The organism is Streptomyces sp. SAS_270 (assembly GCF_052543295.1).
In genome coordinates, this window is record NZ_JBMNDS010000048.1 from 36,496 (window position 1) to 58,831 (window position 22,336).

General features: G+C 70.5%; 22 protein-coding genes and 2 tRNA genes. 15 read left to right on the forward strand and 9 right to left on the reverse strand.

Annotated elements, in window-relative coordinates; all coding sequences use genetic code 11:
• Window positions 1–63: 63 nt before the first annotated feature.
• The 4 genes from ACN6LB_RS27870 (at window position 64) to ACN6LB_RS27885 (ending at window position 3,266) form a co-directional block, all read left to right on the forward strand.
• Entirely contained in the window at window positions 64–1,176 is a 1,113-nt protein-coding gene (locus ACN6LB_RS27870; protein ID WP_445028292.1) for an SDR family oxidoreductase, read from the forward strand.
• A gap of 136 nt (window positions 1,177–1,312) precedes the next feature.
• Window positions 1,313–1,771: a molybdenum cofactor biosynthesis protein MoaE gene (locus ACN6LB_RS27875; protein ID WP_445028293.1), complete on the forward strand. Its 459-nt coding sequence runs from the start codon at window positions 1,313–1,315 to the stop codon at window positions 1,769–1,771.
• Between the two features lie 127 nt (window positions 1,772–1,898).
• Window positions 1,899–2,063: a hypothetical protein gene (locus tag ACN6LB_RS27880; RefSeq protein ID WP_356147264.1), complete on the forward strand. Its 165-nt coding sequence runs from the start codon at window positions 1,899–1,901 to the stop codon at window positions 2,061–2,063.
• A 105-nt stretch (window positions 2,064–2,168) separates the two neighbouring features.
• On the forward strand, window positions 2,169–3,266 hold the full coding sequence (locus ACN6LB_RS27885; RefSeq protein ID WP_356147267.1) for a YlbL family protein: 1,098 nt from the start codon (window positions 2,169–2,171) through the stop codon (window positions 3,264–3,266).
• Between the two features lie 73 nt (window positions 3,267–3,339).
• Here ACN6LB_RS27885 and ACN6LB_RS27890 read toward each other — a convergent pair whose 3' ends face one another.
• The gene (locus tag ACN6LB_RS27890; protein WP_356147270.1) at window positions 3,340–3,882 is read right to left on the reverse strand and encodes a PPA1309 family protein; all 543 of its coding nucleotides are present in this window, start codon (window positions 3,880–3,882) and stop codon (window positions 3,340–3,342) included.
• 164 nt (window positions 3,883–4,046) lie between these two features.
• Here ACN6LB_RS27890 and ACN6LB_RS27895 point away from each other — a divergent pair, with 164 nt between their 5' ends.
• The 3 genes from ACN6LB_RS27895 (at window position 4,047) to ACN6LB_RS27905 (ending at window position 9,221) form a co-directional block, all read left to right on the forward strand.
• A complete protein-coding gene (locus ACN6LB_RS27895) occupies window positions 4,047–6,989 on the forward strand; it encodes a UPF0182 family membrane protein (protein ID WP_445028308.1) in 2,943 nt (980 codons plus the stop codon).
• A 43-nt stretch (window positions 6,990–7,032) separates the two neighbouring features.
• Window positions 7,033–7,106 (forward strand) — tRNA-Met (locus ACN6LB_RS27900).
• A gap of 306 nt (window positions 7,107–7,412) precedes the next feature.
• Window positions 7,413–9,221 (forward strand): sel1 repeat family protein, encoded by a 1,809-nt coding sequence (locus ACN6LB_RS27905; protein WP_445028294.1) that lies wholly within the window; start codon window positions 7,413–7,415, stop codon window positions 9,219–9,221.
• A 103-nt stretch (window positions 9,222–9,324) separates the two neighbouring features.
• On the opposite strand, the gene ACN6LB_RS27910 is transcribed toward ACN6LB_RS27905, so the two are convergent.
• A complete protein-coding gene (locus ACN6LB_RS27910; RefSeq protein ID WP_445028295.1) occupies window positions 9,325–9,819 on the reverse strand; it encodes a DUF5709 domain-containing protein in 495 nt (164 codons plus the stop codon).
• 116 nt (window positions 9,820–9,935) lie between these two features.
• On the opposite strand from ACN6LB_RS27910, the gene ACN6LB_RS27915 reads away from it, so the two are divergent.
• A tRNA-Met gene (locus ACN6LB_RS27915) sits at window positions 9,936–10,009 on the forward strand.
• A 113-nt stretch (window positions 10,010–10,122) separates the two neighbouring features.
• Here ACN6LB_RS27915 and ACN6LB_RS27920 read toward each other — a convergent pair.
• The 3 genes from ACN6LB_RS27920 to hisN form a co-directional block, all read right to left on the reverse strand.
• A complete protein-coding gene (locus ACN6LB_RS27920; protein WP_445028296.1) occupies window positions 10,123–10,539 on the reverse strand; it encodes a Fur family transcriptional regulator in 417 nt (138 codons plus the stop codon).
• 144 nt (window positions 10,540–10,683) lie between these two features.
• Window positions 10,684–11,076 carry a CBS domain-containing protein gene (locus tag ACN6LB_RS27925; protein WP_356143158.1) on the reverse strand — a complete coding sequence of 131 codons (393 nt, stop codon included), beginning with the start codon at window positions 11,074–11,076 and terminating at the stop codon, window positions 10,684–10,686.
• Window positions 11,077–11,228: 152 nt separating this feature from the next.
• Window positions 11,229–12,029 (reverse strand): histidinol-phosphatase, encoded by an 801-nt coding sequence (hisN, locus tag ACN6LB_RS27930; RefSeq protein WP_445028297.1) that lies wholly within the window; start codon window positions 12,027–12,029, stop codon window positions 11,229–11,231.
• Between the two features lie 230 nt (window positions 12,030–12,259).
• Between hisN and ACN6LB_RS27935 the strand changes: the two genes are divergently transcribed.
• Window positions 12,260–12,886 (forward strand): TetR/AcrR family transcriptional regulator, encoded by a 627-nt coding sequence (locus ACN6LB_RS27935; protein WP_356143162.1) that lies wholly within the window; start codon window positions 12,260–12,262, stop codon window positions 12,884–12,886.
• Between the two features lie 57 nt (window positions 12,887–12,943).
• On the opposite strand, the gene ACN6LB_RS27940 is transcribed toward ACN6LB_RS27935, so the two are convergent.
• The 4 genes from ACN6LB_RS27940 to ACN6LB_RS27955 form a co-directional block, all read right to left on the reverse strand.
• Window positions 12,944–13,267, reverse strand: a complete 324-nt coding sequence (locus ACN6LB_RS27940) for a DMT family transporter (protein WP_356143164.1) — start codon at window positions 13,265–13,267, stop codon at window positions 12,944–12,946.
• Window positions 13,268–13,395: 128 nt separating this feature from the next.
• Window positions 13,396–14,406: a ribosome small subunit-dependent GTPase A gene (gene rsgA, locus ACN6LB_RS27945; protein ID WP_445028298.1), complete on the reverse strand. Its 1,011-nt coding sequence runs from the start codon at window positions 14,404–14,406 to the stop codon at window positions 13,396–13,398.
• 16 nt (window positions 14,407–14,422) lie between these two features.
• Window positions 14,423–15,763: a 3-phosphoshikimate 1-carboxyvinyltransferase gene (gene aroA / locus ACN6LB_RS27950; RefSeq protein ID WP_445028299.1), complete on the reverse strand. Its 1,341-nt coding sequence runs from the start codon at window positions 15,761–15,763 to the stop codon at window positions 14,423–14,425.
• Window positions 15,764–15,948: 185 nt separating this feature from the next.
• Window positions 15,949–16,671, reverse strand: a complete 723-nt coding sequence (locus ACN6LB_RS27955) for a M50 family metallopeptidase (protein ID WP_356143170.1) — start codon at window positions 16,669–16,671, stop codon at window positions 15,949–15,951.
• A gap of 50 nt (window positions 16,672–16,721) precedes the next feature.
• Between ACN6LB_RS27955 and ACN6LB_RS27960 the strand changes: the two genes are divergently transcribed.
• The 6 genes from ACN6LB_RS27960 to ACN6LB_RS27985 all read left to right on the forward strand — a co-directional run bounded on the left by ACN6LB_RS27960 (window position 16,722) and on the right by ACN6LB_RS27985 (window position 22,230).
• The gene (locus ACN6LB_RS27960) at window positions 16,722–17,537 is read left to right on the forward strand and encodes an SOS response-associated peptidase (RefSeq protein WP_356143172.1); all 816 of its coding nucleotides are present in this window, start codon (window positions 16,722–16,724) and stop codon (window positions 17,535–17,537) included.
• A gap of 1 nt (window position 17,538) precedes the next feature.
• Window positions 17,539–18,186 carry an alpha/beta hydrolase family protein gene (locus ACN6LB_RS27965; protein ID WP_356143174.1) on the forward strand — a complete coding sequence of 216 codons (648 nt, stop codon included), beginning with the start codon at window positions 17,539–17,541 and terminating at the stop codon, window positions 18,184–18,186.
• 254 nt (window positions 18,187–18,440) lie between these two features.
• Window positions 18,441–19,136, forward strand: a complete 696-nt coding sequence (sigR, locus tag ACN6LB_RS27970; protein ID WP_356143176.1) for an RNA polymerase sigma factor SigR — start codon at window positions 18,441–18,443, stop codon at window positions 19,134–19,136.
• The gene (gene rsrA / locus ACN6LB_RS27975; protein ID WP_356143178.1) at window positions 19,133–19,435 is read left to right on the forward strand and encodes a mycothiol system anti-sigma-R factor; all 303 of its coding nucleotides are present in this window, start codon (window positions 19,133–19,135) and stop codon (window positions 19,433–19,435) included. Before sigR ends, rsrA begins: the two co-directional genes overlap by 4 nt.
• A 150-nt stretch (window positions 19,436–19,585) precedes the next feature.
• The gene (locus ACN6LB_RS27980) at window positions 19,586–20,992 is read left to right on the forward strand and encodes an HD-GYP domain-containing protein (RefSeq protein ID WP_445028300.1); all 1,407 of its coding nucleotides are present in this window, start codon (window positions 19,586–19,588) and stop codon (window positions 20,990–20,992) included.
• Window positions 20,989–22,230, forward strand: coding sequence for an HD-GYP domain-containing protein (locus ACN6LB_RS27985; protein WP_445028301.1), 1,242 nt, complete (start codon window positions 20,989–20,991; stop codon window positions 22,228–22,230). The genes ACN6LB_RS27980 and ACN6LB_RS27985 overlap by 4 nt, the downstream gene beginning before the upstream one ends.
• Window positions 22,231–22,336 lie beyond the last annotated feature (106 nt).

A 22,336-nucleotide genomic window follows, 5' to 3' on the forward strand; every position in this document is an offset into this window, starting at 1 on the left:
ATGCCACCTGGTACGTACGCGTCACGCGCGTCCGTTACTGAAGACAACCGCTGGAGACGCCCGGTGAGTTCCCCAGATCCACAGGTTCGCGCAGCGCGAAACCTCGCAACCAGTCCCGCGCCGCGCGGGCCCGTCGTCGCGGTCACCGGCGCCGCGTCCGGCGTGGGCGCCCTGCTCACCGAGCGGCTCGCCGCCAGTGAGGAGATCAAGCAGGTCATCGCCATCGACGAGCGGCGCGGCGAGTGCGCGAGCGCCCAGTGGCACATCCTGGACGTCCGCGACCCGGCGATCGCGGAGAAACTGCGCGGGGCGGACGTCGTGGTGCACCTGGCCCTCGACCTCGATCTGGAGACCGACGCGGCCGCCCGGACGGCGTACAACGTCCGGGGGACGCAGACCGTGCTCACGGCCGCCGCCGCGGCCGGCGTCCACCGTGTCGTCCTGTGCACCTCCGCGATGGTCTACGGAGCGCTGCCGGACAACGAACTGCCCCTCTCCGAGGACGCCGAACTGCGGGCGACCGCCGAGGCCACGGGCGTGGGCGACCTCCTGGAGATCGAGCGGCTCGCCCGGCGGGCCCCGCGCGCCCACCCGGGACTCAACGTCACCGTCGTACGGCCCGGCGTCCTCGTCGGCGGCACCGACACGGCTCTGACCAGGTACTTCGAGTCGCCCCGGCTGCTCGTGGTCGCCGGGTCGCGGCCCGCCTGGCAGTTCTGCCACGTCGAGGACCTGTGCAGCGCTCTGGAGTACGCCGTCCTGGAGAAGGTCGACGGGGAACTCGCCGTCGGCTGCGACGGGTGGCTCGAGCAGGAGGAGGTCGAGGAGCTCAGCGGGATCCGGCGGATGGAACTGCCGTCGGCCGTGGCTCTCGGCGCGGCCGCCCGGCTCCACCGGATCGGGCTCACTCCGTCCCCGGCCGGGGACCTGGCGTACACGATGTACCCCTGGGTGGTCAGCGGGAGCCGGCTGCACGACGCCGGGTGGCGGCCGCAGTGGACCAACGAGGAGGTCCTCGCGGAGCTGCTCGAGGAGGTCGCCGGGCGGCACACCGTGGCCGGGCGACGGCTGGGGCGCAAGGACGCGACGGCGGCGGGCGCCGCGGGAGCGACAGTCGCGCTGCTCGGTACGGCTGCGGTGGTCCGGCGGGTGCGGAAGGCCCGACGGCGCATCTGAGCCGGGGAACTTCTGCAGGACGCTCGACCTGCCGTCTGCGGAACGCTCGATCTGTAGGACGCTCCAAACGACCACGCGCGCGTGCCGGGTGAAAGCTCTATTTCTCGGTGTCCTTGGTGTGGGGCACGATGGGGGTATGGCACCCATCAACGACCATCCCGGTGAGCGCGCGGCACAGGATCCCATCCGGCTGCTGGCGATTCGCGAGGAACCGCTGTCCCTGGACGAGGTCTTCCGGGCCGTCGGGGACGACGCGGCCGGCGGGACGGCGCTGTTCGTGGGGACCGTGCGCAATCACGACGAGGGCGCGGACGTCGACGCGCTGGGGTATTCGTGCCACCCCAGTGCCGAGGCGGAGATGCGGCGGATCGCCGAGAAGGTGTGCGCCGAGTACCCGGTCCGGGCGCTCGCTGCCGTCCACCGGGTCGGTGACCTCGGTGTGGGTGACCTCGCCGTCGTCGTCGCCGTGTCGTGCCCGCACCGCGGCGAGGCCTTCGAGGCCTGCCGCAGACTGATCGACGACCTCAAGCACGAAGTGCCGATCTGGAAGCACCAGCAGTTCTCCGACGGCACGCAGGAGTGGGTCGGCGCTTAGGGGGCTGCTGAGCCGCCGCGCCGGGCGTCCGGTTGCGTAACCGCCCCCCTGGCGTGAGCGTTGACACAGCGGATGGTTAATCTGCTGATCAGTCAGTTGCGGTCGCGCACGGGGTTGGGAGGTCGGCATGGCGGCTCTCGCCTGGTTGCTCATTCCGCTGGTGGCGGCGATCGGCGCCGGTCTGTGGGGCAGTTGGGTCAGCCGGAATCGCAGGACCGCGGGAGACGGCACCGAGCTCGCGGGCTACACACGCTTCCGCGAGGCCATGGAGAAGTCCGGCTCGGGCACCTGAGCCCGGTCGCACCCAGGGCCTGATCCGACGGACAGGCCTTCGTCCGCCCGCTCGTACGGACGGCCCCGGCGGTACGCCCTCAGCAAGGTCCCGTACTGTCGTGGCATGCCACGCCGCACCGCGACGATGCTCGCCTCCACCTTGATCCTGATCGCACTCCTGTGCGCGGGAGTGTTCATCAAAGTGCCCTATGCGGAGATGTCTCCGGGGCCGACGGTGAACACGCTGGGCGAGCACGGCGGTGAGCCGGTGCTGCAGATCACCGGCCACAAGATCTATCCCACGACCGGGCACCTGAACATGACGACGGTCAGGGTCACCAGCGCCGACTACAAGATGAACCTCGTAGAGGCCGTGTACGGCTGGCTGGCGCACGACAACAAGGTGGTCCCGCACGACACGCTCTACCCCGACGGCAAGACGGAGGAGCAGTCGACGCAGGAGAACGCCGAGGAGTTCAGCCAGTCCCAGGAGAGCGCCAAGGTCGCGGCCCTGAAGGAGCTGGACATCCCGGTGAAGTCCTGGGTGATCGTCTCCACCGTCGTCAAGGACACGCCGGCCGAGGGCAAGCTGCACGCCGGTGACGTGATCAAGGCCGTCGACGGTACGAAGGTGAAGGCGCCCGACGACGTCGCGAAGCTCGTCACCAAGCACGAGCCCGGCGAGAAGGTCACCTTCACGATCGTGCCCGCCAAGGAGCAGGCCGCCGCCGAGAAGGAGAACAAGACGGCGACCGGGACGCAGGACGTGACGATCACCACCGCGAAGTCCGACGACGAAGGCGTGAGCCGTGCCATCGTCGGGATCTCGGCCGGAACCGACCACACGTTCCCGTTCACCATCGACATCAAGCTCGCCGACGTCGGTGGCCCCAGTGCGGGCCTGATGTTCGCGCTGGGCATCGTCGACAAGCTCACCCCCGGCAACCTCACCGGCGGCAAGTTCGTGGCCGGCACCGGAACCATCGACGACGACGGCACGGTCGGCCCGATCGGCGGCATCGAGATGAAGACCGTCGGCGCCCGCGAGAAGGGCGCCCAGTACTTCCTGACGCCCAAGGAGAACTGCGCGGCCGCCGCCAAGGACACCCCCGGCGGCCTCACGCTCGTCAAGGTGCACACCATCGACGACGCGCTGAGCGCCCTGAAGAACATCAGCAGCGGCAAGACCTCCGACCTGCCGAAGTGCACCACCAAGGGCTGACAACCGCCTGTGCCGTACGTCGTTGGGGGGGCCCCGAAAACCCGGGGCGCCCCCAACGACGTATGCGAGGACCTCAGTCGGCGAACGTCGCCGACAGTGCCTCGGCCAGGCCCGGCACCAGGCCCGAGCCGGTGAGCACCTCCGTCGGCGTGTCCTTCTCGCGCAGCCTGACCGCCGAGTCGCGGGCCCCGTCGCGCAGCACGCCGACCGTCATGCGCACCTCCTGGCGGTCGGGGTGGCTGGCGACCCACTTCGCGAGCTGCTTCTCGCCGAGACCCTCGGGAATCGAGGCCTCCGCGGACGGCGGCAGCATCAGCCGTTCCACGGTGAGCGCGCAGCCGACCACGGCGTCCGGCCAGGCGATGGTGCCGAGGAACTTGTCCAGCGGCGTGTCTGCAGGGATCTCGTCCTGCTCCACGGGGGTGAGACCGGTGGTCTCGGGCTCGTCCTGCAGACCGAGCTGGGCCGCGAGGCCGGGTTCCTGGGTCCGCAGACGCGCGGTGTCTACGAGGGCGAAAAGGCGGGCGGGCTGGTCCCAGCCGAGAGTGGAGGCGTACTCGTCGATCTCGAGTACGGCCCGCGTGAGCGGGCTCGCTGCCATGGGAGTGTTGGACATGGTCACAATCCTGCCTCGGAAGTACCCCGAACCGGGAACCGAGTAAAGCGTGAGTAAGTTGCATAGGTGAGGCTCCACGATCACCGAGCCTGACGGATGGTCCGCGATCACGGGGGCCTGACGGATCAACAGCGAACTTCGAGGTGCGCACCTTGGCTTTCCAGATGCCGGACCGCGGCGGAGGCCCGACGGGGCCGCGGATCAGAGTCGGCCGACCGTCCCGGCGGGTCCGGACCCTGCTCATGACGCTGGGCGTCCTGGCCGTACTGGCCATGGCGTTCGTCATGTTCGCGGGGTTCTGGACGGACTGGCTCTGGTATCGGTCGGTCAAGTACTCGTCCGTCTTCACGACCACCCTGTCGACCAAGATCGGGCTCTTCTTCGTCTTCGGCCTGCTCATGGCGGCCGCGGTCGGAGTGAACATCTGGCTGGCGCACCGGCTGCGCCCGCCACTGAGCGCCATGTCGATGGAGCAGCAGAACCTCGACCGGTACCGGATGGGCATCGCGCCCTACAAGAGGTGGCTGCTGCTGGCCATCACCTCCCTGGTGGGGCTGATCGCGGGCGCGTCCGCCTCCGGCCAGTGGCGCACGTGGCTGATGTGGGTCAACGGAGTGCCCTTCCACCAGAAGGACCCCCAGTTCCACCTGGACGTCTCCTTCTACGCCTTCGACCTGCCGTGGTACCGGTTCCTGCTGGGCTTCGGCTTCGCCGCCACGGTGCTCTCGCTGATCGCCGCCGCGCTCACGCACTACCTGTACGGCGGCCTCAGGATCACCAGCCCGGGAGCGCGTGCCACGGCCGCGGCCACCGGGCACCTCTCGGTGCTCCTCGGCGTCTTCGTCGCCCTGAAGGCGGTCGCCTACTGGCTCGACCGGTACGGGCTCGCGGTGAAGTCCAGTGACTTCAAGGCGACCGGCAACTGGACGGGCCTGAGGTACGTCGACGCCAACGCCTACCTGCCGGCCAAGACGATCCTGTTCTGCATCGCCGTCATCTGCGCCCTGCTGTTCTTCGCCACCCTGTGGCGGCGCACCTGGCAGCTGCCCGTCATCGGCTTCGGCCTGATGGTGCTCTCCGCGATCCTCATCGGCGGCCTGTACCCGGCGATCGTCCAGAAGTTCCAGGTCCAGCCGAACGAGCAGGCCAAGGAAGCGCCGTACGTCGAGAAGAACCTGAAGGCGACGCGCGAGGCGTACGGGATCGACCAGACCAAGGTCGCGGACTACGCCGGCAAGTCCACCACCAAGGACAAGGGCAAACTGCGTTCGGACGCGGCCGACGTGGCCAGCATCCGGCTCATGGACCCCAACGTGGTCTCGCCGACGTTCCAGCAGCTCCAGCAGATGTGGGCCTACTACGGCTTCCCGTCCAACCTGGACGTCGACCGCTACAAGGATCCGACCGGCAAGGTCCAGGACACGGTCATCGGACTGCGTGAACTGAACCTCAACGGCATCCCGAAGAACAACTGGATCAACGACCACTTCCGCTACACGCACGGCTACGGAGTGGTCGCGGCCAAGGGCACCGAGGCCGACCAGGGCGCCCCCGTCTTCACCGAGTCCGACCTGCCCTCCACGGGCGACCTGGGCACGTACCAGCAGCGCGTCTACTACGGCGAGAAGACCACCCAGTACTCGATCGTCGGCGGTCCGCAAAAGGAGATCGACTACTCCGACCGCAGTGGCGAGAAGACCACGAGCTACCAGGGCAAGAGCGGGGTCAACCTCTCCAACCCGATCAACCGGGCCGCGTACGCGGTGGCGTTCAACGAGCCGCAGATCCTCTACTCGGGCGCGATCGGCGAGGGTTCCCGGATCCTCTACAACCGCACCCCCAAGGACCGAGTCGAGGCGGTGGCGCCCTGGCTGACCATCGACGGTGACGCCTACCCGGCCGTCGTCAACCACAAGATCCAGTGGATCGTCGACGCGTACACCACCACCAACGGCTATCCGTACGCCTCCCGCACCACCCTCGGTGACACGACGGCGGACTCGCTGACCGCGGCCAACAACCAGCGTGCGGTGGTGGCCCAGCAGAACCAGGTCAACTACATCCGCAACTCGGTGAAGGCGACCGTCGACGCGTACACCGGCGAGGTCAAGCTCTACCAGTGGGACACCAAGGACCCGGTCCTCAAGACCTGGATGAAGGCGTTCCCCAACACGGTGAAGAAGAAGTCCGAGATCTCGCAGGCGCTCATGGACCACCTGCGCTACCCGCAGGACCTGTTCAAGGTCCAGCGCGAGCTGCTCACCCGCTACCACGTGAAGGACGCGCAGACGTTCCTCAGCGGCAGCGAGGTGTGGCAGGTGCCGGACGACCCGACCAACAAGTCGGGCAGCGCGGTGCCGCCGTACTACCTGAGCATGAAGATGCCCGACCAGCAGAGCCAGGCGTTCTCGCTGACGACCACCTTCACGCCCAACGGCCGCGACAACCTGAGCGCGTTCATGTCGGTCAACGCCGAGGCGGACTCCCCGGACTACGGCAAGATCGACATACTGAAGATGCCGTCCGACGAAGCCGTCGACGGTCCCAAACAGGTGCAGAGCAAGTTCAACTCCAACGAGGTCATCGCCGAGAAGATCAGACTTCTGAGCGGTGGTGGTGCGTCGGAAGTCGAGTACGGCAACCTGCTGACGGTGCCACTCGACGGGGAGTTGCTCTATGCCGAGCCCGTCTACGTACGCGGTGGTGGACTCAAGTACCCCTTGCTTCGCAAGGTGTTGGTCACCTACGCGGGCAAGACGGCCTTCGAGGACACCTTGGAGAAGGCACTCAACGTCGTCTTCGGAGCGGCGAAGGAGACACCGCCTTCGGACACCGGTGACGGGAGCACCACGCCACCGGACACCACGCCACCGGATACGGGCAACCCCACGGTCCAAAAGGCGCTGAACGACGCCCAGAAGGCCTTCGACGCGGGCCAGGAAGCCCTGAAGAAGGGCGACTGGGAGGCGTACGGGCAGGCGCAGAAGGATCTTGAGGCCGCGCTGAAGCGGGCCAAGGACGCGCAGGCCAAGGCCGACAAGACCGGTGGCGGCAGCAGCGACAAGAGTGGCGACAAGAGCAGCGACAAGGGGTCGAGCAGCGGCTGATCAGGACCCACCTCCGCGCCGTGGTACGGTTGGGACACAACGGCGCGGGGTGGAGCAGCTCGGTAGCTCGCTGGGCTCATAACCCAGAGGTCGCAGGTTCAAATCCTGTCCCCGCTACTGAAAGCGAAGGCCCGGATCCTGATCAGGATCCGGGCCTTCGTCATGTGTGGAACACGGATGTTGATCACTGGGGTCGATCCCGGGCTGTGATCTCGGACCAAGATCACAAGCATGGATCGCATCTGCCGAGGTACGGGGGCGTGTGCGAGGTGGGGGAATGGTGCGGTGTGAAGACTGCTCCGTGCGGGGGGAGTTGAGGAAATCGTGTTTGACTTGTCTCTCTGTGGGCATGTCGACAAAACGCTGAAGTGACCTCACTGACTGCGGTATACCAGGTGTACCCGGGTTGCAGGTGGTGCGACGATGGACGTTATGGGGGACAAGGCAACTCTGTTGGAGACAGGGCGTTTTGTGCAGCCTTCCGACCGGGACGAAACCGGCGAAGCCGTGGAAGAAGCACGCAGGCGGCTCGCCGCGGAAGCCGGCGACGTCGAGGCGATGAGCGTCCTCGGAGCCATGCTCCTGCGCCGCGGTGATCTCGACGGAGCCGAGCCTCAGCTGCGCGCTGCCACCGCCGCCGGTGACCGTGCGGCCGCCAACAACCTGGGTGTCCTCCTGCATCAGCGCGGCTACGGCGACGAGGCCGCCGGATGGTGGCGGATCGCCGCCGTCGCCGGGTCCGCCGCCGCCGCGCACGCGCTCGGCCGCTACCACCGCGAGCACGGTGACGAGCCCGCCGCCGAGTACTGGCTGCGCCAGTCCGCCGAACAGGGACACGCCCTCGGGGCGTACGCGCTCGCGGACCTGCTGGAGCACCGCGCCGACGTCGGCGCCGAGCAGTGGATGCGCGCCGCCGCCGAGCACGGGCACCGCGAGGCCGCCTACCGGCTGGCGCGCGCCCTTGATCGCAGGGCCGTACGCGAGGGCGAGGACGGCTCTGACAACGGTGTCGCGACCGCGGAGGAAGCCGAGCAGTGGTACCGGCAGGCCGCCGCGCGCGGCCACCGGCGGGGCGCACTGCACCTCGGGGCGATCCTGGAGAAGCGGGGCGAGCTCAAGGAGGCCGGGCGCTGGTACCTGACGTCCGCCAAGGACGGCGAGGCGCGGGCCGCCTGCGCGCTCGGGTTCCTGCTGCGTGACGCGGGCGACACCGAGAGCGCCGCCGTGTGGTGGCTGCGGGCCGCCCAGGACGGCGACGGGAACGCCGCCAACGCGCTCGGCGCGCTGCACGCCGAGCGCGGCGAGACCCAGACCGCCGAGCGGTGGTACCGGGCCGCCATGGACGCGGGCGACGTCAACGGCGCCTACAACCTCGGGCTGCTCTGCGCCGAGCAGGGGCGCACCCCGCAGGCCGAACAGTGGTACCGGCGCGCCGCGTACGCGGGACATCGGGAGGCGGCGAACGCGCTCGCCATCCTGCTGCTCCAGGTCGGCGACTCGGCCGGCGCCGAACCGTGGTTCTCCAAGGCCGCGGAGGCCGGCAGCGTCGACGCCGCGTTCAACCTCGGAATCCTGCACGCCGGGCGCGGCACCGAGCACGACGACGCGGCCGCGCTGCGGTGGTACGAGCGGGCCGCGGCGGCCGGGCACACCGAGGCGGCGCTGCAGGTTGCCATCGGGCGGCTGCGGGAGGGCGACGAGCGGGCCGCCGAGCGGCATCTGCGGAGCGCGGCGGGCGGCGGCAGCGCGGAGGCGGCGTACCGGCTCGCGGCCGTGCTCGACGCACGCCGGGCGCCCGCGCCCGCGCACGAACTGGGCGAGCCCGCGCACGAGAAGAGCGAGTGCGAGGAGTGGTACGAGCGGGCGGCGTCCCAGGGGCACCGGCGCGCACAGGTACGGGTCGGGATGCTGGCCGCCGCGCGCGGCGACGTCGTGGAGGCGGCCCGGTGGTACCGCGAGGCCGCGGAGGCCGGGTCCCGCAACGGGGCGTTCAATCTCGGGCTGCTGCTGGCGCGGGAGGGAAGCGAGCCCGAGGCCGCGCTGTGGTGGGAGCGGGCCGCCGACGCGGGGCACGGCCGGGCGGCGCTCCGGCTCGCGCTGGTCTACGCGCGTCGTGGCGAGCTGGCGGAAGGCCAGCGGTGGGCCGACCGCGCGGTCGCCCTGGGGCCCGCGGAGGTCTCCGAGCGGGCGGCTCGGCTGCGGGATGCGCTGCGGCAGGAGCTGACGGCTTAGGGGTGGTGCCCGCGCGGACGCGGGCCCACCCCTGTCACCCACCCACGCCGAGCACCCTTGTGACGAAGCCGCACACGACCAAGGAGTCCGTCGACGGGTGAGCTCAGGCGTCCGGGTCGGGTGTCGGCGGGAGTTCGTCGTCCTCGGTGATGTGGACCGCTGCCTCCTCGGCGCCTGCCGCGCCGCCGTCGATGCCGACGTCGGTGGCGACGGACTCCTTGGTGGTGTCCGGGTGGGTGCCTTCGTCGGGTGCCACCAGGCGGCCCGCACGCTCCCGGCCGGCCTCGGGGTCCAGCGGCTCGCCCTCCCCGCCGGGCAGGTCGCCGATGTCGTCGCCCGCCGGCTGCTCCGCGCCCGTGTCGGGGACCTCCTGGCGCAGGCGTTCGTCGAGCGGCTCGCCCTCCTGCTGCTCCGCCGCGGTGGTGCCGGTCCTGGTGACGCCCAGCGGGCGCTCCGGCGGGGAGTAGCCCTCGTCGAGCATGTCGTCGTACGTACGCTCGTCCACCGCGTTCTGGAGATCCAGCGGGGTGGCGTCCTCCCGCACCTCGTCGGTGCCCGTGGGCTGGTAGGCCTCGTCCGCCGTGCCGTCGTCGCTCATGGTGTCTCCCAGTGCCCGGACGAGGCCCGGCCAAACGGGGGCGGACGCCGTACGCCGGGCGGCCGGGAAGGGATTTGCACTGGTCGCGGGGCATGACGTACTGTCGTGTTTACCGACGCGGGGTGGAGCAGCTCGGTAGCTCGCTGGGCTCATAACCCAGAGGTCGCAGGTTCAAATCCTGTCCCCGCTACTGAAGGCCGAAGGCCCGGAACCAATGGTTCCGGGTCTTCGGTGTGTCCAAGGGTCTCGATGTCCAGAGGCCCCGGCGTCCAGGAGGATGCCGGGGCTCCGAGGGTGCTTGGGTCAGGCCGCCGCGCAGTTCGGGCAGATGCCCCGGTACGTCACCTCGACGTCCGAGACCTTGAAGCCGAAGCGCTCCGAGTCGGGGAGGTCGGCGAGCGGGTTGCCGCCCGGGTGGACGTCCCGGATCGTGCCGCACTGGGCGCAGACCAGGTGGTGGTGCGGCCGGTGCGCGTTCGGGTCGTACCGCTTGGCGCGCTTGTCCGTGGCGACTTCCAGCACCTCGCCGAGCGAGACCAGCTCGCCCAGGGTGTTGTAGACGGTCGCCCGGGAGATCTCCGGCAGCTTCGCGACAGCGCGCGTGTGGACCTCGTCGGCCGTCAGGTGGACGTGGTCGCCGTCGAGGACCTCGGCCACGACACGCCGCTGCGCGGTCATTCGCCAGCCACGTCCGCGCAGTCGTTCCAACAGGTCACTCATGCAGGCCAGCTTAACAGCCAGGAAGAACAGTTTCCGAACGAGTGTGATTTTAGATCTCTACTGGACTTAGACGAAGTACAGAAGTGAGCGGTCGCTTCCGGAGGGAGCGGGCGGAACCTCTCCGGGATCCGCCCGCCTCCACGCTCAGGCCGGGGTGGGCTGACGGGTGGGCGCCCAGCAGCGGATGATGTCGCGGACCGAGACGATCCCGACCGGTCCGGTTCCGTCGAGCACGATCAGGTGCCGGAAGCCGCCGTGCGACATGGCCGTGGCGGCCTCCTCCAAGGTCCAGGACGGCGCGGCGAAGACGACGTCGGTCGTGGTGTGGGTGCCTGCGGTCTCCGTGTCCGGGTTCTGGCTCAGGGCCAGGGAGTTGAGGATGTCGCGCTCGGTGAGGATGCCGAGCCCGATGGAATCCTCGTCGAGGACGACAGCCGCGCCGACGCGGCGTGCGGACATCAGGCGGGCCGCCTGGCGGAGGGTGTGTGCCGGGCCGATGGTCAGGACCACCGTGCTCATGGCGTCGCGGACGAGCATGGGCTGGAGCCACCTCCTGGGTGAAGCGCCAAGAGAAGCGATTCACAAGTTCACAAGTGGGGGGACTCTCAGAGTCGCAGTTAAAGGGAGGGTCAACAAGAGGGCGTGCGTGGCAAGTTCGGGGCGCCCCGGGGGCACACAGGGGCCCCAGGTCAGTACCGCTGGTTCAGGTACCCCAGGAGTTCGTCGTGGAGGATGCCGTTCGACGCGGCCGCGTTGCCGCTGTGCGGGCCGGGCCGGCCGTCGAGCCCGGTGAAGGAGCCGCCCGCCTCCGTCACGACGATCGCGTTCGCCGCCATGTCCCAGAGCGACAGCTCGGGTTCGGCGCAGATGTCCACCGAGCCCTCGGCGACCATCATGTACGGCCAGAAGTCGCCGTAGCCGCGGGTGCGCCAGACGGCCTTGGTGAGGTCGAGGAAGCCGTCCAGGCGGCCCTGGTCCTCCCAGCCGGTGAGTGAGGAGTACGCGAAGGAGGCGTCGGACATGTTCGAGACGCCGGAGACCTTGAGGCGGGACGCGGAGGAGAGGCTGCGCCCGGTGTAGGCGCCGTGGCCCTTCGCCGCCCACCAGCGACGGCCGAGCGCGGGGGCGGAGACCACGCCCACGACCGGCTGGTAGCCGCCCTCGGCCACCTCCATCAGGGAGATCAGCGTGGCCCAGACGGGCACCCCGCGGACGTAGTTCTTCGTGCCGTCGATCGGGTCGATGACCCAGCGGCGGGGGCCGGTGCCCTCGATGCCGTACTCCTCGCCGAGGATCGCGTCGCGGGGGCGGGCGCGCTGGAGGTGGCCTCGGATGATTTCCTCCGCCGCCTTGTCCGCCTCGCTCACCGGCGTCATGTCCGGCTTGGTCTCGACCTTGAGGTCGAGCGCCTTGAACCGGTCCATCGTCGCGGCGTCGGCGGCGTCCGCGAGGACGTGGGCCAGGCGCAGGTCATCGAGATAGTCGGGCATGAGCGAACCGTATCTGGCCGTTCCGTGGCAGGGCCACAGGGGCCGGGCCCCGGGGACCTCCGGCCCGAGCGTCCGTCGTGGGTGCCCGCGAGGGGTGTTCCGGGGCCTGCCGTGCGCGGGTGGGTGGCGTACGGCAGGCGGTGTACGCCCCTCGGTACTGCCGCGAACCCTTGACAGTGCTCGTGTGCGCGTCAAATCTGAGCTGCAGAGCCGCTCGCCCCAGGGAGGCGATGATGCCTGCAGCGCGGGAATCCCTCTTGGACGCCGCCTATACGGCGCTCGCACGTCGGCCGTGGTCCGCGGTGCGGATGGTCGACGTCGCCGCCGTGGCCGGAGTGTCCCGCCAGACGTTGTACAACGAGTTCGGCAGCAAGGAGGGTTTGGCGCGAGCCCTGGTCCGTCGGGAGGCGGACGGGTATCTGGTCGGGGTCGACCGTGCGCTGGCCGTTCACGGGGACGCACGGGAGCGGCTGGCCGCGACCGCGGAGTGGATCACGTCCGCGGCCCGCGGCAACGCGCTGGTGCGCGCGATGCTGACCGGGTGTTGGAGCGAGCGCCTGCCCTCACCGACGCTGTCGGCGGTGCCGTCGTCGTCCGCGGTGCCCGCGCAGCGGCGGGCCGACGGGCCGCTGCCGTCGCCTGCCGACTTCGTGGCGCTGGTGCGGGACCGGGCGGCGGCCACGCTGTCGGGATCGGGCACCACGAGGTCGGACGCGGCGGAACTGACGCGGTCGTGCGAACTCGTCGTACGGCTCGCGGTGTCCTGTGTCGCCGCGCCGCCGGGTGAGGGCGGGATCGTCGATCTGGTGAAGGCCGCGCTGGCACCGTCGCACCGGGCCCTGGGGGTCACTCCCTGAGACGTCCGGCCTTCACGGGCTCGGATTGCGTTGCGGAGGCCGGGAATTGAAGAGGCGTCAGTGGGCGGAGCCGGAAATCTGCAGGCCGATCACGCCGATGATCACGAGGCTGATGGAGACGATCTTGAGGACGGACACCAGGTCGTCGAGGAAGATCATGCCGTAGATCGCGGTGCCCGCCGCGCCGATGCCGGTCCACACCGCGTAGGCGGGACCCACGTCCAGCTTCTTCAGGGAGAGCGTCAGCAGACCGAAGCTGCCGAGCGCGAAGATGCAGAAGGCGACGGTCGGCCAGAGTCTGCTGAAGCCGTGCGAGAGCTTCAGACAGACGGCGAAGCCTGTTTCCAGCAGTCCGGCCACGACGACGAGCAGCCACGCCATGTCTGTCCTCCCGCGTCCGCGATGACTGCTTCGTCGACTGCTGGTGCGTCCGGCTCGCATCCGCCTCACGTCCGGCCTGGTGCGAGTATGCCTTTACCGGCACGGCACGGCTGCAAACAACGCGGAGGTCAGTCGCCCTCGCGCCGCTCGCGCGTCGCCAGCAGCCTGCGCAGCGAGTACAGACGGGCCGGATCGGCATGGCCGTCCGTCACCCACTGGTCCAGCGCGCACTCCGGCTCGTCGTGGCTGCACGCGCGCGGACAGCCCTCGGTGCCCGGTTCGAGATCGGGGAAGGCATGGATGACCCGGGACGGATCGACGTGGTGCAGGCCGAACGACCGTACGCCCGGGGTGTCGATGACCCAGCCCCCCTCGCTCGCGAGCGGCAGGGCGAGCGCCGAGGTCGTGGTGTGCCGGCCGCGACCCGTCACGGCGTTCACATGGCCGGTCGAACGCCGCCTGTCCTTCGGCACCAGCGCGTTGACCAGTGTCGTCTTGCCCACGCCGGAGTGGCCGACGAACGCGGTGATCTTGCCGTCGAGTTGCTCGCGCACCCGTTCCGCGGCGTCGCCGTTCTCCAGTTCCTCACGGCTCGTCACGACGTACGGGATGTCCAGCGCGCCGTAGAGCTCCAGGAGCTTGTCGGGTGAGGCGAGGTCCGACTTGGTCATCACCAGGATCGGTTCCAGGCCGCCGTCGAACGCCGCGACCAGGCAGCGGTCGATCAGCCGGGGGCGGGGCTCGGGGTCGGCGAGGGCCGTGACGATCGCCAGCTGGTCGGCGTTGGCGACGACCACGCGCTCGAAGGGATCGTCGTCGTCGGCCGTACGGCGCAGCACCGAGGTGCGCGGCTCGATACGGATGATCCGGGCCAGGGTGTCCTTCTGGCCGGACAGGTCGCCCACGATGGCCACCCGGTCGCCGACGATGGCGGCCTTGCGGCCCAGCTCGCGGGCCTTCATGGCCATCACGACATGGCCGTCGACCAGACAGGTCAGCCGGCCGCGGTCCACGGTGAGGACCATGCCCTCCACCGCGTCCTCGTGCTTGGGCCGGATGTTCGTGCGAGGCCGGTTGCCCTTGCGGTTGGGGCGCTGGCGGATGTCGTCCTCGTCGGTGTGCTTGCCGTAGCGGCGCATGATCCAGGTCCGCCCGTCAGTTCCCGAGCATTCCGGCCCACAGGTCGGTGAAGTCCGGCAGGGTCTTCGCCGTCGTCGCCACGTTCTCGATCCGCACCCCCTCCACCGCCAGCCCGATGATCGCGCCGGCGGTGGCCATGCGGTGGTCGTCGTAGGTGTGGAAGACGCCGCCGTGCAGCCGTCGCGGGCGGATGTGGAGGCCGTCCGCCGTCTCCGTGACGTCACCGCCGAGTTCGTTGATCTCCTTGGTGAGCGCGGCCAGCCGGTCCGTCTCGTGCAGGCGCAGGTGCGCGACTCCGCGCAGCGTGGAGGGGGAGTCCGCGAGGGCCGCGACCGCCGCGATGCCGGGGGTCAGCTCGCCGACCTCGCTCAGGTCCACGTCGATGCCGTGGATCGCACCTGAACCGGTGAACTCCAGTCCGTACTCGGTCAGTTCGCAGGAGCCGCCCATCTCGGTGAAGATCTCCCGCAGCCGGTCGCCCGGCTGGGTGGTGCGCGCCGGCCAGTCCGGGACGGAGATCTTGCCGCCGGTCACCAGCGCGGCGGCGAGGAACGGCTGCGCGTTGGACAGGTCCGGCTCGACGGTCAGGTCTCGGCCGAGCAGCGCACCCGGCGTGACCCGCCAGACGTTCGGCTCGCCGCCCGCCTCCGGGGTGTCCACCTGGGCGCCGACCGTACGCAGCATGTCCACGGTCATCCGGATGTGCGGAAGGGAGGGCAGGGAGGAGCCGATGTGGCGGACCTCCACGCCCTGGTTGAAACGCGGGCCCGAGAGCAGGAGCGCCGACACGAACTGGCTGGAGGACGACGCGTCGATCTCCACCGGACCGCCGTCCAGCGCGCCCCCGCCGTGCACGGTCAGCGGCAGCGCGCCGCGCCCGTCGTCGTCGATGCGGGCGCCGAGGACGCGCAGCGCGTCGATGACACCGGTCAGAGGGCGCTCGTACGACCTCGGGTCGCCGTCGAAGCGGATGGGACCGTCGGCCAGCGCGGCGACCGGGGGCAGGAAGCGCATCACCGTGCCCGCGTTGCCCACGTCAACCGTGGCAGGGCCGTGCAGACCCGAGGGGATGACACGCCAGGCCTCGCCGGAGATGTCGGAGCCGCCGACGACGGTGGAACTGGAGGACACCGTCTCCTCGATGCCCACGCCCATCGCGCGCAGCGCACCCGCCATCAGCAGCGTGTCGCGCGAGCGCAGCGGACGGCGCAGCCAGCCGGGCTCGGAGGCGAGGGAGGCGAGGACCAGCGCCCGGTTGGTGACCGACTTGGACCCCGGTACGTGGACCGTCGCGTCGACGGCTCCGCTCGCATGCGGGGCGGGCCAGAGAGCGGTGTGTGCGGGGTTCGCGGTCATGCGCTCCACTTTAGTGGCTGGCGATGACCGGAGATCTTGATCAAAAGAGGCGAAATCCCACCGAAACAGTGAGGTGGCGCGCACAGCACGTGGCCGCGGGTATGTGCCGTGCATATATGCACGACGACAGGCTCACACCTGGACGCACGAGACGCACAGGCGGAGCGAGGCGCACGCGTGCGCGCTCACACCTCCAGCAGCCACCGGCCCCCGCCTATCAGCGCGCTCAGCGACACCACGTGGAACAGGAACAGCCACAGCCCGGCCGGCACGTGCGTCAGCCGCGACAACTGGTCCGCGTCCGAGTCGCCCGCCCCGCCCCGGCTGCGCTTGGCCTGGAGCTCGAAGGCCGGGCGGACCCCGCCGAGCAGCAGGAACCACACCACCGCGTACGCGAACGCCGCCTGCACCTGCGGCCCGGCCAGCCACGACACCAGCAGGAACGTGCCGCCGGTGAGGACCACGGTGAGCGCCCCGTACGCGTTGCGGATCATCACCAGCATCGCGACGAGCAGCACCGTGGCCAGCCACAGCAGCGCCGTGATGTGACCCGCGGCGAGCAGTGCGGCGCCGCCGAGGCCCAGCAGCGGGGGAGCGGTGTAGCCGGCGGCCGCGGTGAGCACCATGCCCAGGCCGTGCGGCTTGCCGCGGCTGACCGTGAGGCCGCTGGTGTCCGAGTGCAGTCGTATGCCGGTGAGCGTGCGGCCGGTGACCAGCGCCACCAGCCCGTGCCCGCCCTCGTGCGCGATGGTGATGGCGTTGCGGGAGAGGCGCCACAGGGTGTGCGGGACGATCACGGCCAGCGCGGCGACCATCGTGGCGATCACCACCCACAGGTCGGGGTCCGGCTGACTGCCGAAGACCTCGTCCCAGAGGGCGGCGAGAGAGGCGGATGCGGTGCTGTCCATGGGTGGCAAGAGCTCCCTCGAGTGACGCGGAATCTGGCAGTGTGGCACGTATGTGCGGACGGTATGCATCGAGTCGTAGGCCCGAGGATCTCGCAGGAATCTTTGAGATCGAGAAGTGGGAACCCGAGGAGACCTTGGAGCCGGACTACAACGTGGCTCCGACCAAGGAGGTCTACGCCGTGCTGGACCGTCCGGTGAAAGACGCGGACAGCCCGCACCCGGTTCGCCAGCTGCGCAGGCTCAAGTGGGGGCTCGTTCCGTCCTGGTCCAAGACGCCCGAGGGCGCCGCCCGGATGATCAACGCGCGCGCGGAGACCGTGCACGAGAAGCCGTCGTACCGCCGCGCGTTCTCCTCCCGGCGCTGCATCATCCCCGCCGACGGCTATTACGAGTGGGTGACCGGGACCGCCGAGCGCGATCTGGAGGTCGAGGGGAAGAAGAAGCGCCCGCGCAAGCAGCCCTACTTCGTCCTGCCCGCCGACGGGTCGGTGTTCGCGATGGCCGGGCTGTACGAGTTCTGGCGCGACAGGACGCTGCCCGACGACCATCCGCTGAGCTGGTGGGTGACGTGCTCGGTGATCACCACGGAGGCCGAGACCTCACCCCTCGCGGTGGCACCGGCCGACGGCCCCCATGCCCTCGCCGACATCCACCCCCGGATGCCGCTGATGCTCACCCCGGATCGCTGGGACGCCTGGCTCGACCCGTCCCGCACCGACGCCGACGGCCTGCGCGAGCTGCTCGCCCCGCCGCCGCCCGGCCTGATGCGCGCGTACCCGGTCTCCACGGCGGTCAGCAACGTCCGCAACAACGGCCCGGAGCTGCTGAAGGAACTGGAGGGGCCCGAAGAGGGCACACTCTTCTGATGTGACTGATGCGACATCCGATGTGACAGAGATCATCGAGACCGACGCCGGCAGGGCCCGCGTCACCTGGCATCGCGCCAGGCAGGCGCGGCTCGTCCTGGCCGTGAGCCACGGTGCCGGCGGCGGCATCGAGGCCCGCGACCTGCGGGCCCTCGCGGCCGTCCTGCCCGCCCACGGCGTGAGCGTGGCCCTCGTCGAGCAGCCCTGGCGGGTGGCAGGCAAGAAGCTGGCGCCGGCGCCGAAGACGCTGGACACCGGGTGGCGCGGGGTGTGGCCGGCGGTCGAGAAGCCCGGGCTGCCCGTGATCGCGGGTGGGCGCAGCGCCGGCGCCCGTGTCGCGTGCCGGACGGCGACCGAACTGGGCGCGGCCGCCGTCCTCGCGCTCAGCTTCCCCCTCCACCCGCCCGGCAGGCCCGAGAAGTCACGCGCCGCGGAACTCCTCGGCGCGGGCGTGCCCACCCTCGTCGTGCAGGGCGGCAACGACCCCTTCGGGAAGCCCGAGGAGTTCCCGCAGGGCTCCTACGAGTTGGTCGAAGTGCCGTACGGCGATCACGGCTTCGCCGTGCCGAAGAAAGCGCCGGTCGACCAGGACGAGGCTCTGCGGGTCATCGCGGCCGAAGTGCTGAAGTGGATCGCGTCACTCGCGTGACGCCCGGGAATGTCCCCGGCGGAACGACTGTTGTGCCGAACAGACAGCACGGGGAGTGCTGGCCGTCCGTACGAGAGGAAGTCCGCCGCATGGGTTCGACCATCTGCCCGAGCCGCAGCAGCAGCGCTGACCTGGAGTGGACGGTGCTTCATGCGGCGAAGACCACCCCTATTCGGGCGGCGGGCGGACCGGATGTTCGTCTATCCTCCGATTCGAGTGGGACCGGTTTCGGTCTCGCGACGTCGCTGGAGGAGGTGGGTCCGGTCACTGGGACCGACGCAGGGACCGAACACGGCCAGGCGGAGCAGCCCGAGGGCCAGGGCACGAGCGCGGAGACGAACTCGGAGTCGTCCGCCGAGCGCACCCTGCGCTTCGAGCGGGACGCTCTCGAATTCCTCGACCAGATGTACTCGGCCGCTCTGCGCATGACGCGCAACCCGGCCGACGCCGAGGACCTGGTGCAGGAGACGTACGCGAAGGCGTACGCGTCCTTCCACCAGTTCCGCGAGGGCACCAACCTCAAGGCATGGCTCTACCGCATCCTCACGAACACCTTCATCAACTCGTACCGCAAGAAGCAGCGTGAGCCCCAGCGCAGTGCGGCCGAGGAGATCGAGGACTGGCAGCTGGCGCGCGCCGAGTCGCACATGTCGACCGGTCTGCGCTCCGCCGAGTCGCAGGCGCTCGACCACCTGCCGGACTCGGACGTCAAGGAAGCTCTGCAGGCGATCCCCGAGGAATTCCGCATCGCCGTCTATCTCGCGGACGTAGAGGGCTTTGCGTACAAGGAGATCGCGGACATCATGGGGACACCCATCGGTACGGTGATGTCCCGGCTGCACCGGGGCCGTCGCCAACTGCGCGGCATGCTCGAGGACTACGCGCGTGACCGCGGACTGGTCCCGGCCGGCGCCGGAGAGTCGAACGAAGCGAAAGGTTCGGGCTCATGAGCTGCGGAGAGCCGCACGAGACGGACTGCAGTGAAGTACTCGATCATCTCTACGAGTTCCTGGACCACGAGATGCCGGACTCGGACTGCACCAAGTTCGAGGTCCACTTCGAGGAATGCTCTCCGTGTCTGGAGAAGTACGGGCTCGAACAGGCCGTGAAGAAGCTGGTCAAGCGGTGCTGCGGTCAGGACGACGTGCCGACCGACCTGCGCGCGAAGGTCATGGGCCGCATCGACATGATCCGCTCAGGCCAGACCGTGCCGGAGCACGACATCACCGCGACGGCGCAGGAGTCCTGAACCTCCGGTTGCCACCGACGGCGTAGTCGTCGTCCCCGTCACCCGAACGTGCTAATCCGCGGGCCCAGGGCCCGCGGATTCGGCCATTGCCACCCCCGTGTCACTTCCGCCGCCCTAGGCTCCGGAGCCTGACATGGGAGGGGGCGGCGGATGGGGTCGATTCCGGCCTGGGCCCGTGTGTACGTGGCCTGCGTCGTTCTCGGGGCCCTGGCCTGTCTCGTTCCGCTGCCTGCCATCCGTACGCCGTGGTGGGTCGTCGTGCTGCTCGCCGCGCTCTACGCGGGCTGCGAGCAGATCCCCCGCTACCGTCCCGACGGCCGCCCCGCCCCCATCGCCATGGGCACCTTCTTCCCCGTGCTGCTCGCCGGGGCCTTCCTGCTGCCGCCCCCGGCCGCCGCCCTCGTGCCGCTGCCGGGGGCGCTGCTCGCCCCGGTGGAGCAGCGGCCGCGCGGGCTGCGCCGGGTCTGGCGGGCGGCCCAGCTCGCCGTGGCGCTCTGGGCGGCCTCCCAGGCGCACTGGTCGCTGGGCGGCCGGGACGCGGTCGTCGAACCGCGGTTCCCGTACGCCCTGGTGCCCGCCGGGGCCGCCGTGCTGGTGTTCTGCCTCGTGCTGACCGTCCTGGACGGCGGCATCCTGGTGCTGGCCGACCGGGTGCCCGTACGCGGCGCGTGGCGCGGGCTGTTCCTGCGCTCCCTCGCACCCGTCGCCGTACACGGACTGGCCGGGCTGATGATGGCGGTGCTGCTGCGCAGTCCCTTCGGTCCCGTCGCCGCGCTGCTGGTGCTGCTGCCGATGTACGTGTCGTGCTGGGTGTTCGCCCACTACCACCGGGAGCGCGCCGCCCACCAGGCCACCATCCGGGCGCTTGTCCAGGCCGTCGACATCAAGGACGAGTACACACGCGGCCACAGCGAGCGGGTCGGGCAGGCGTCCATGATGATCGCCCGGGAACTGGGCATGGCCGACGAGCGGGTCGAGGTGCTGCGGTTCGCCGGGATCCTGCACGACGTCGGCAAACTCGGCGTGCCCACCCGGTTGTTGCGCAAGGACGGGCCGCTGACGCCTCAGGAGCGGCGGGTCATCGAGCTGCATCCCGAGTACGGGCACGAGATGGTGCGCGGGATCGGGTTCCTGGGCGAGGCGCGGTCGGCGATCCTGCACCATCACGAGCGGCTCGACGGCAGCGGATACCCCTACGGACTGATGGGGCGCCAGATTCCGGAGTTCGCGCGCGTGGTCGCCGTGGCCGACGCCTTCGACGCGATGACGTCCACCCGCTCCTATCGGCGGGCGCGGGCCGTCGGGGCCGCGCTGCAGGAGCTGGAGCGGTGTGCCGGCTCCCAGTTCGACCCGCTGATGGTGGAGGCGCTGGTCCGGGCGCTCACCCGGCACGGCTGGCACCCCGCCGTCACCGCCGACGATCCGTGCGGAAACGTGCCGCCCGTCGCCGGCCGTGCCCGGACGCCCGCGCAGGCCGTCGCCGGGCGGGCCGTCGAGGGCAGCGGCGCCGGGAGGTCCGCAGAGGGCAGCGGTGCCGCGAGCCGGAGGGCACCGTGAAACCCGCTCGCCCCGCGCTCACCCTCGTCCACGGCTGCGCCACCCTCCTCGCCGTCGTCTCGCTCGCCGGGACCCTCTGGCACGGGGTCGACGAAAGAGGCACCGCGCTCGCCTTCGGGCTGCTCATCGCCCTCGGGGAACTCTCCCGGTCCAACGGCGCGGAGCGGGAGTCCGCGCCCCTGGGCACCGCCGGCGCCCTCGCGTACGCGCTGCTCGGGGAGGACGCCGGCAATCCCACGCACCACGGGGTGCTCCAGGTCGTCGCCGTGGTCGTCGCGGCCACCCTCGTCGGCTGTGTGCCGCACATCGCACGCGGCCAGGGGCCGACGTTCGACCAGGTGGCCCGGCGACTGCTGACCGTCGGATTCGCCGCCGTCTGCTTCCAACCGCTCTACAACCAGGGCAGGTTGCACGAGTGGGACGGCCCGGCGTACGCGCTGCTGCTCGTCGCCCTGCTGGTGCTCACCGCACTGTGCGACGCCGTGCTGGCCGCCGTCATGGCGCGCTCCCGTACCCGCTGGCCCTTCGGCCCGCTGCTGCGCGACGAACTGCGGGCCATGCTCGGCATCGGGTCCGCCGTGTGCGCGACCGGGACCGTGATGGCGCTCGCGGTCGCCGTCGTCGGGCTCTGGGCGCTGCCCGTCTTCTCGCTGCCCCTGCTGCTCACCCAGCTCTCCTTCCGGCGGTACGCGGAGGTGCGGACCACCTACCGGCAGACGATCGCCTCGCTGGCGCGGGCCACCGAGATCGCCGGGTACACGCCCCCCGGGCACGCACGGCGGGTGGCCGCGCTCTGCCGGGCGGTCGGCCGTGAGCTGGGCCTGTCCGAGCCGGGCCTGACCGTGCTGGAGTACGCGGCCCTGATGCACGACATCGGACAGCTCTCGCTGCTCGACCCGGTGCCCGCCGGGGCCACCGCGGTGCTGCCCGCCGAGGAACAGCGGCGCATCGCCCTGCTCGGCGGGGCCGTCGTACGCCAGACCGGGGTGGACACCGAGGTCGCGGTGGTGGTGGAACGGCAGGCCGACCCCTATCGGGAGCAGCCGGTCAGTGCCAGGATCGTCCGAGCGGTGAACGCATACGAGGAGATGGCCAGGGAAGCAGGGCCGGGAGGCCCGCTGACCGCCCTGGAGAAGCTCAGGCTCGGCACGGCCCGCGACTATCAGCCCGAGGTCGTGGAGTCGCTGGCCAGGGTGCTGCTGCGCAGCGGAGGGGCGACGCCCCTGCGCCGCGGCTGAGGGTGGTGGCGGGGGACAGCCGGGCGGTCTGACTCTGCCCCGGGCTGGGTAACCCATGGGTAATGAGCGCTCCTCCGACCGTCCGTGGTTGGATGCGAGAGAGAGG

Coding starts and splice junctions, on each gene's coding strand:
- ACN6LB_RS27935 (WP_356143162.1), top strand. CDS start 12,260: ATGATGCCTGCAGCGCGGGAATCCCTCTTGGACGCCGCCTATACGGCG.
- ACN6LB_RS27960 (WP_356143172.1), top strand. CDS start 16,722: ATGTGCGGACGGTATGCATCGAGTCGTAGGCCCGAGGATCTCGCAGGA.
- aroA (WP_445028299.1), bottom strand. CDS start 15,763: ATGACCGCGAACCCCGCACACACCGCTCTCTGGCCCGCCCCGCATGCG.
- rsgA (WP_445028298.1), bottom strand. CDS start 14,406: ATGCGCCGCTACGGCAAGCACACCGACGAGGACGACATCCGCCAGCGC.
- ACN6LB_RS27880 (WP_356147264.1), top strand. CDS start 1,899: ATGGCGGCTCTCGCCTGGTTGCTCATTCCGCTGGTGGCGGCGATCGGC.
- ACN6LB_RS27885 (WP_356147267.1), top strand. CDS start 2,169: ATGCCACGCCGCACCGCGACGATGCTCGCCTCCACCTTGATCCTGATC.
- ACN6LB_RS27890 (WP_356147270.1), bottom strand. CDS start 3,882: ATGTCCAACACTCCCATGGCAGCGAGCCCGCTCACGCGGGCCGTACTC.
- hisN (WP_445028297.1), bottom strand. CDS start 12,029: ATGCCCGACTATCTCGATGACCTGCGCCTGGCCCACGTCCTCGCGGAC.
- ACN6LB_RS27910 (WP_445028295.1), bottom strand. CDS start 9,819: ATGAGCGACGACGGCACGGCGGACGAGGCCTACCAGCCCACGGGCACC.
- ACN6LB_RS27905 (WP_445028294.1), top strand. CDS start 7,413: ATGGACGTTATGGGGGACAAGGCAACTCTGTTGGAGACAGGGCGTTTT.
- ACN6LB_RS27955 (WP_356143170.1), bottom strand. CDS start 16,671: ATGGACAGCACCGCATCCGCCTCTCTCGCCGCCCTCTGGGACGAGGTC.
- ACN6LB_RS27920 (WP_445028296.1), bottom strand. CDS start 10,539: ATGAGTGACCTGTTGGAACGACTGCGCGGACGTGGCTGGCGAATGACC.
- ACN6LB_RS27925 (WP_356143158.1), bottom strand. CDS start 11,076: ATGCTCGTCCGCGACGCCATGAGCACGGTGGTCCTGACCATCGGCCCG.
- ACN6LB_RS27875 (WP_445028293.1), top strand. CDS start 1,313: ATGGCACCCATCAACGACCATCCCGGTGAGCGCGCGGCACAGGATCCC.
- ACN6LB_RS27980 (WP_445028300.1), top strand. CDS start 19,586: ATGGGGTCGATTCCGGCCTGGGCCCGTGTGTACGTGGCCTGCGTCGTT.
- rsrA (WP_356143178.1), top strand. CDS start 19,133: ATGAGCTGCGGAGAGCCGCACGAGACGGACTGCAGTGAAGTACTCGAT.
- ACN6LB_RS27895 (WP_445028308.1), top strand. CDS start 4,047: ATGCCGGACCGCGGCGGAGGCCCGACGGGGCCGCGGATCAGAGTCGGC.
- ACN6LB_RS27940 (WP_356143164.1), bottom strand. CDS start 13,267: ATGGCGTGGCTGCTCGTCGTCGTGGCCGGACTGCTGGAAACAGGCTTC.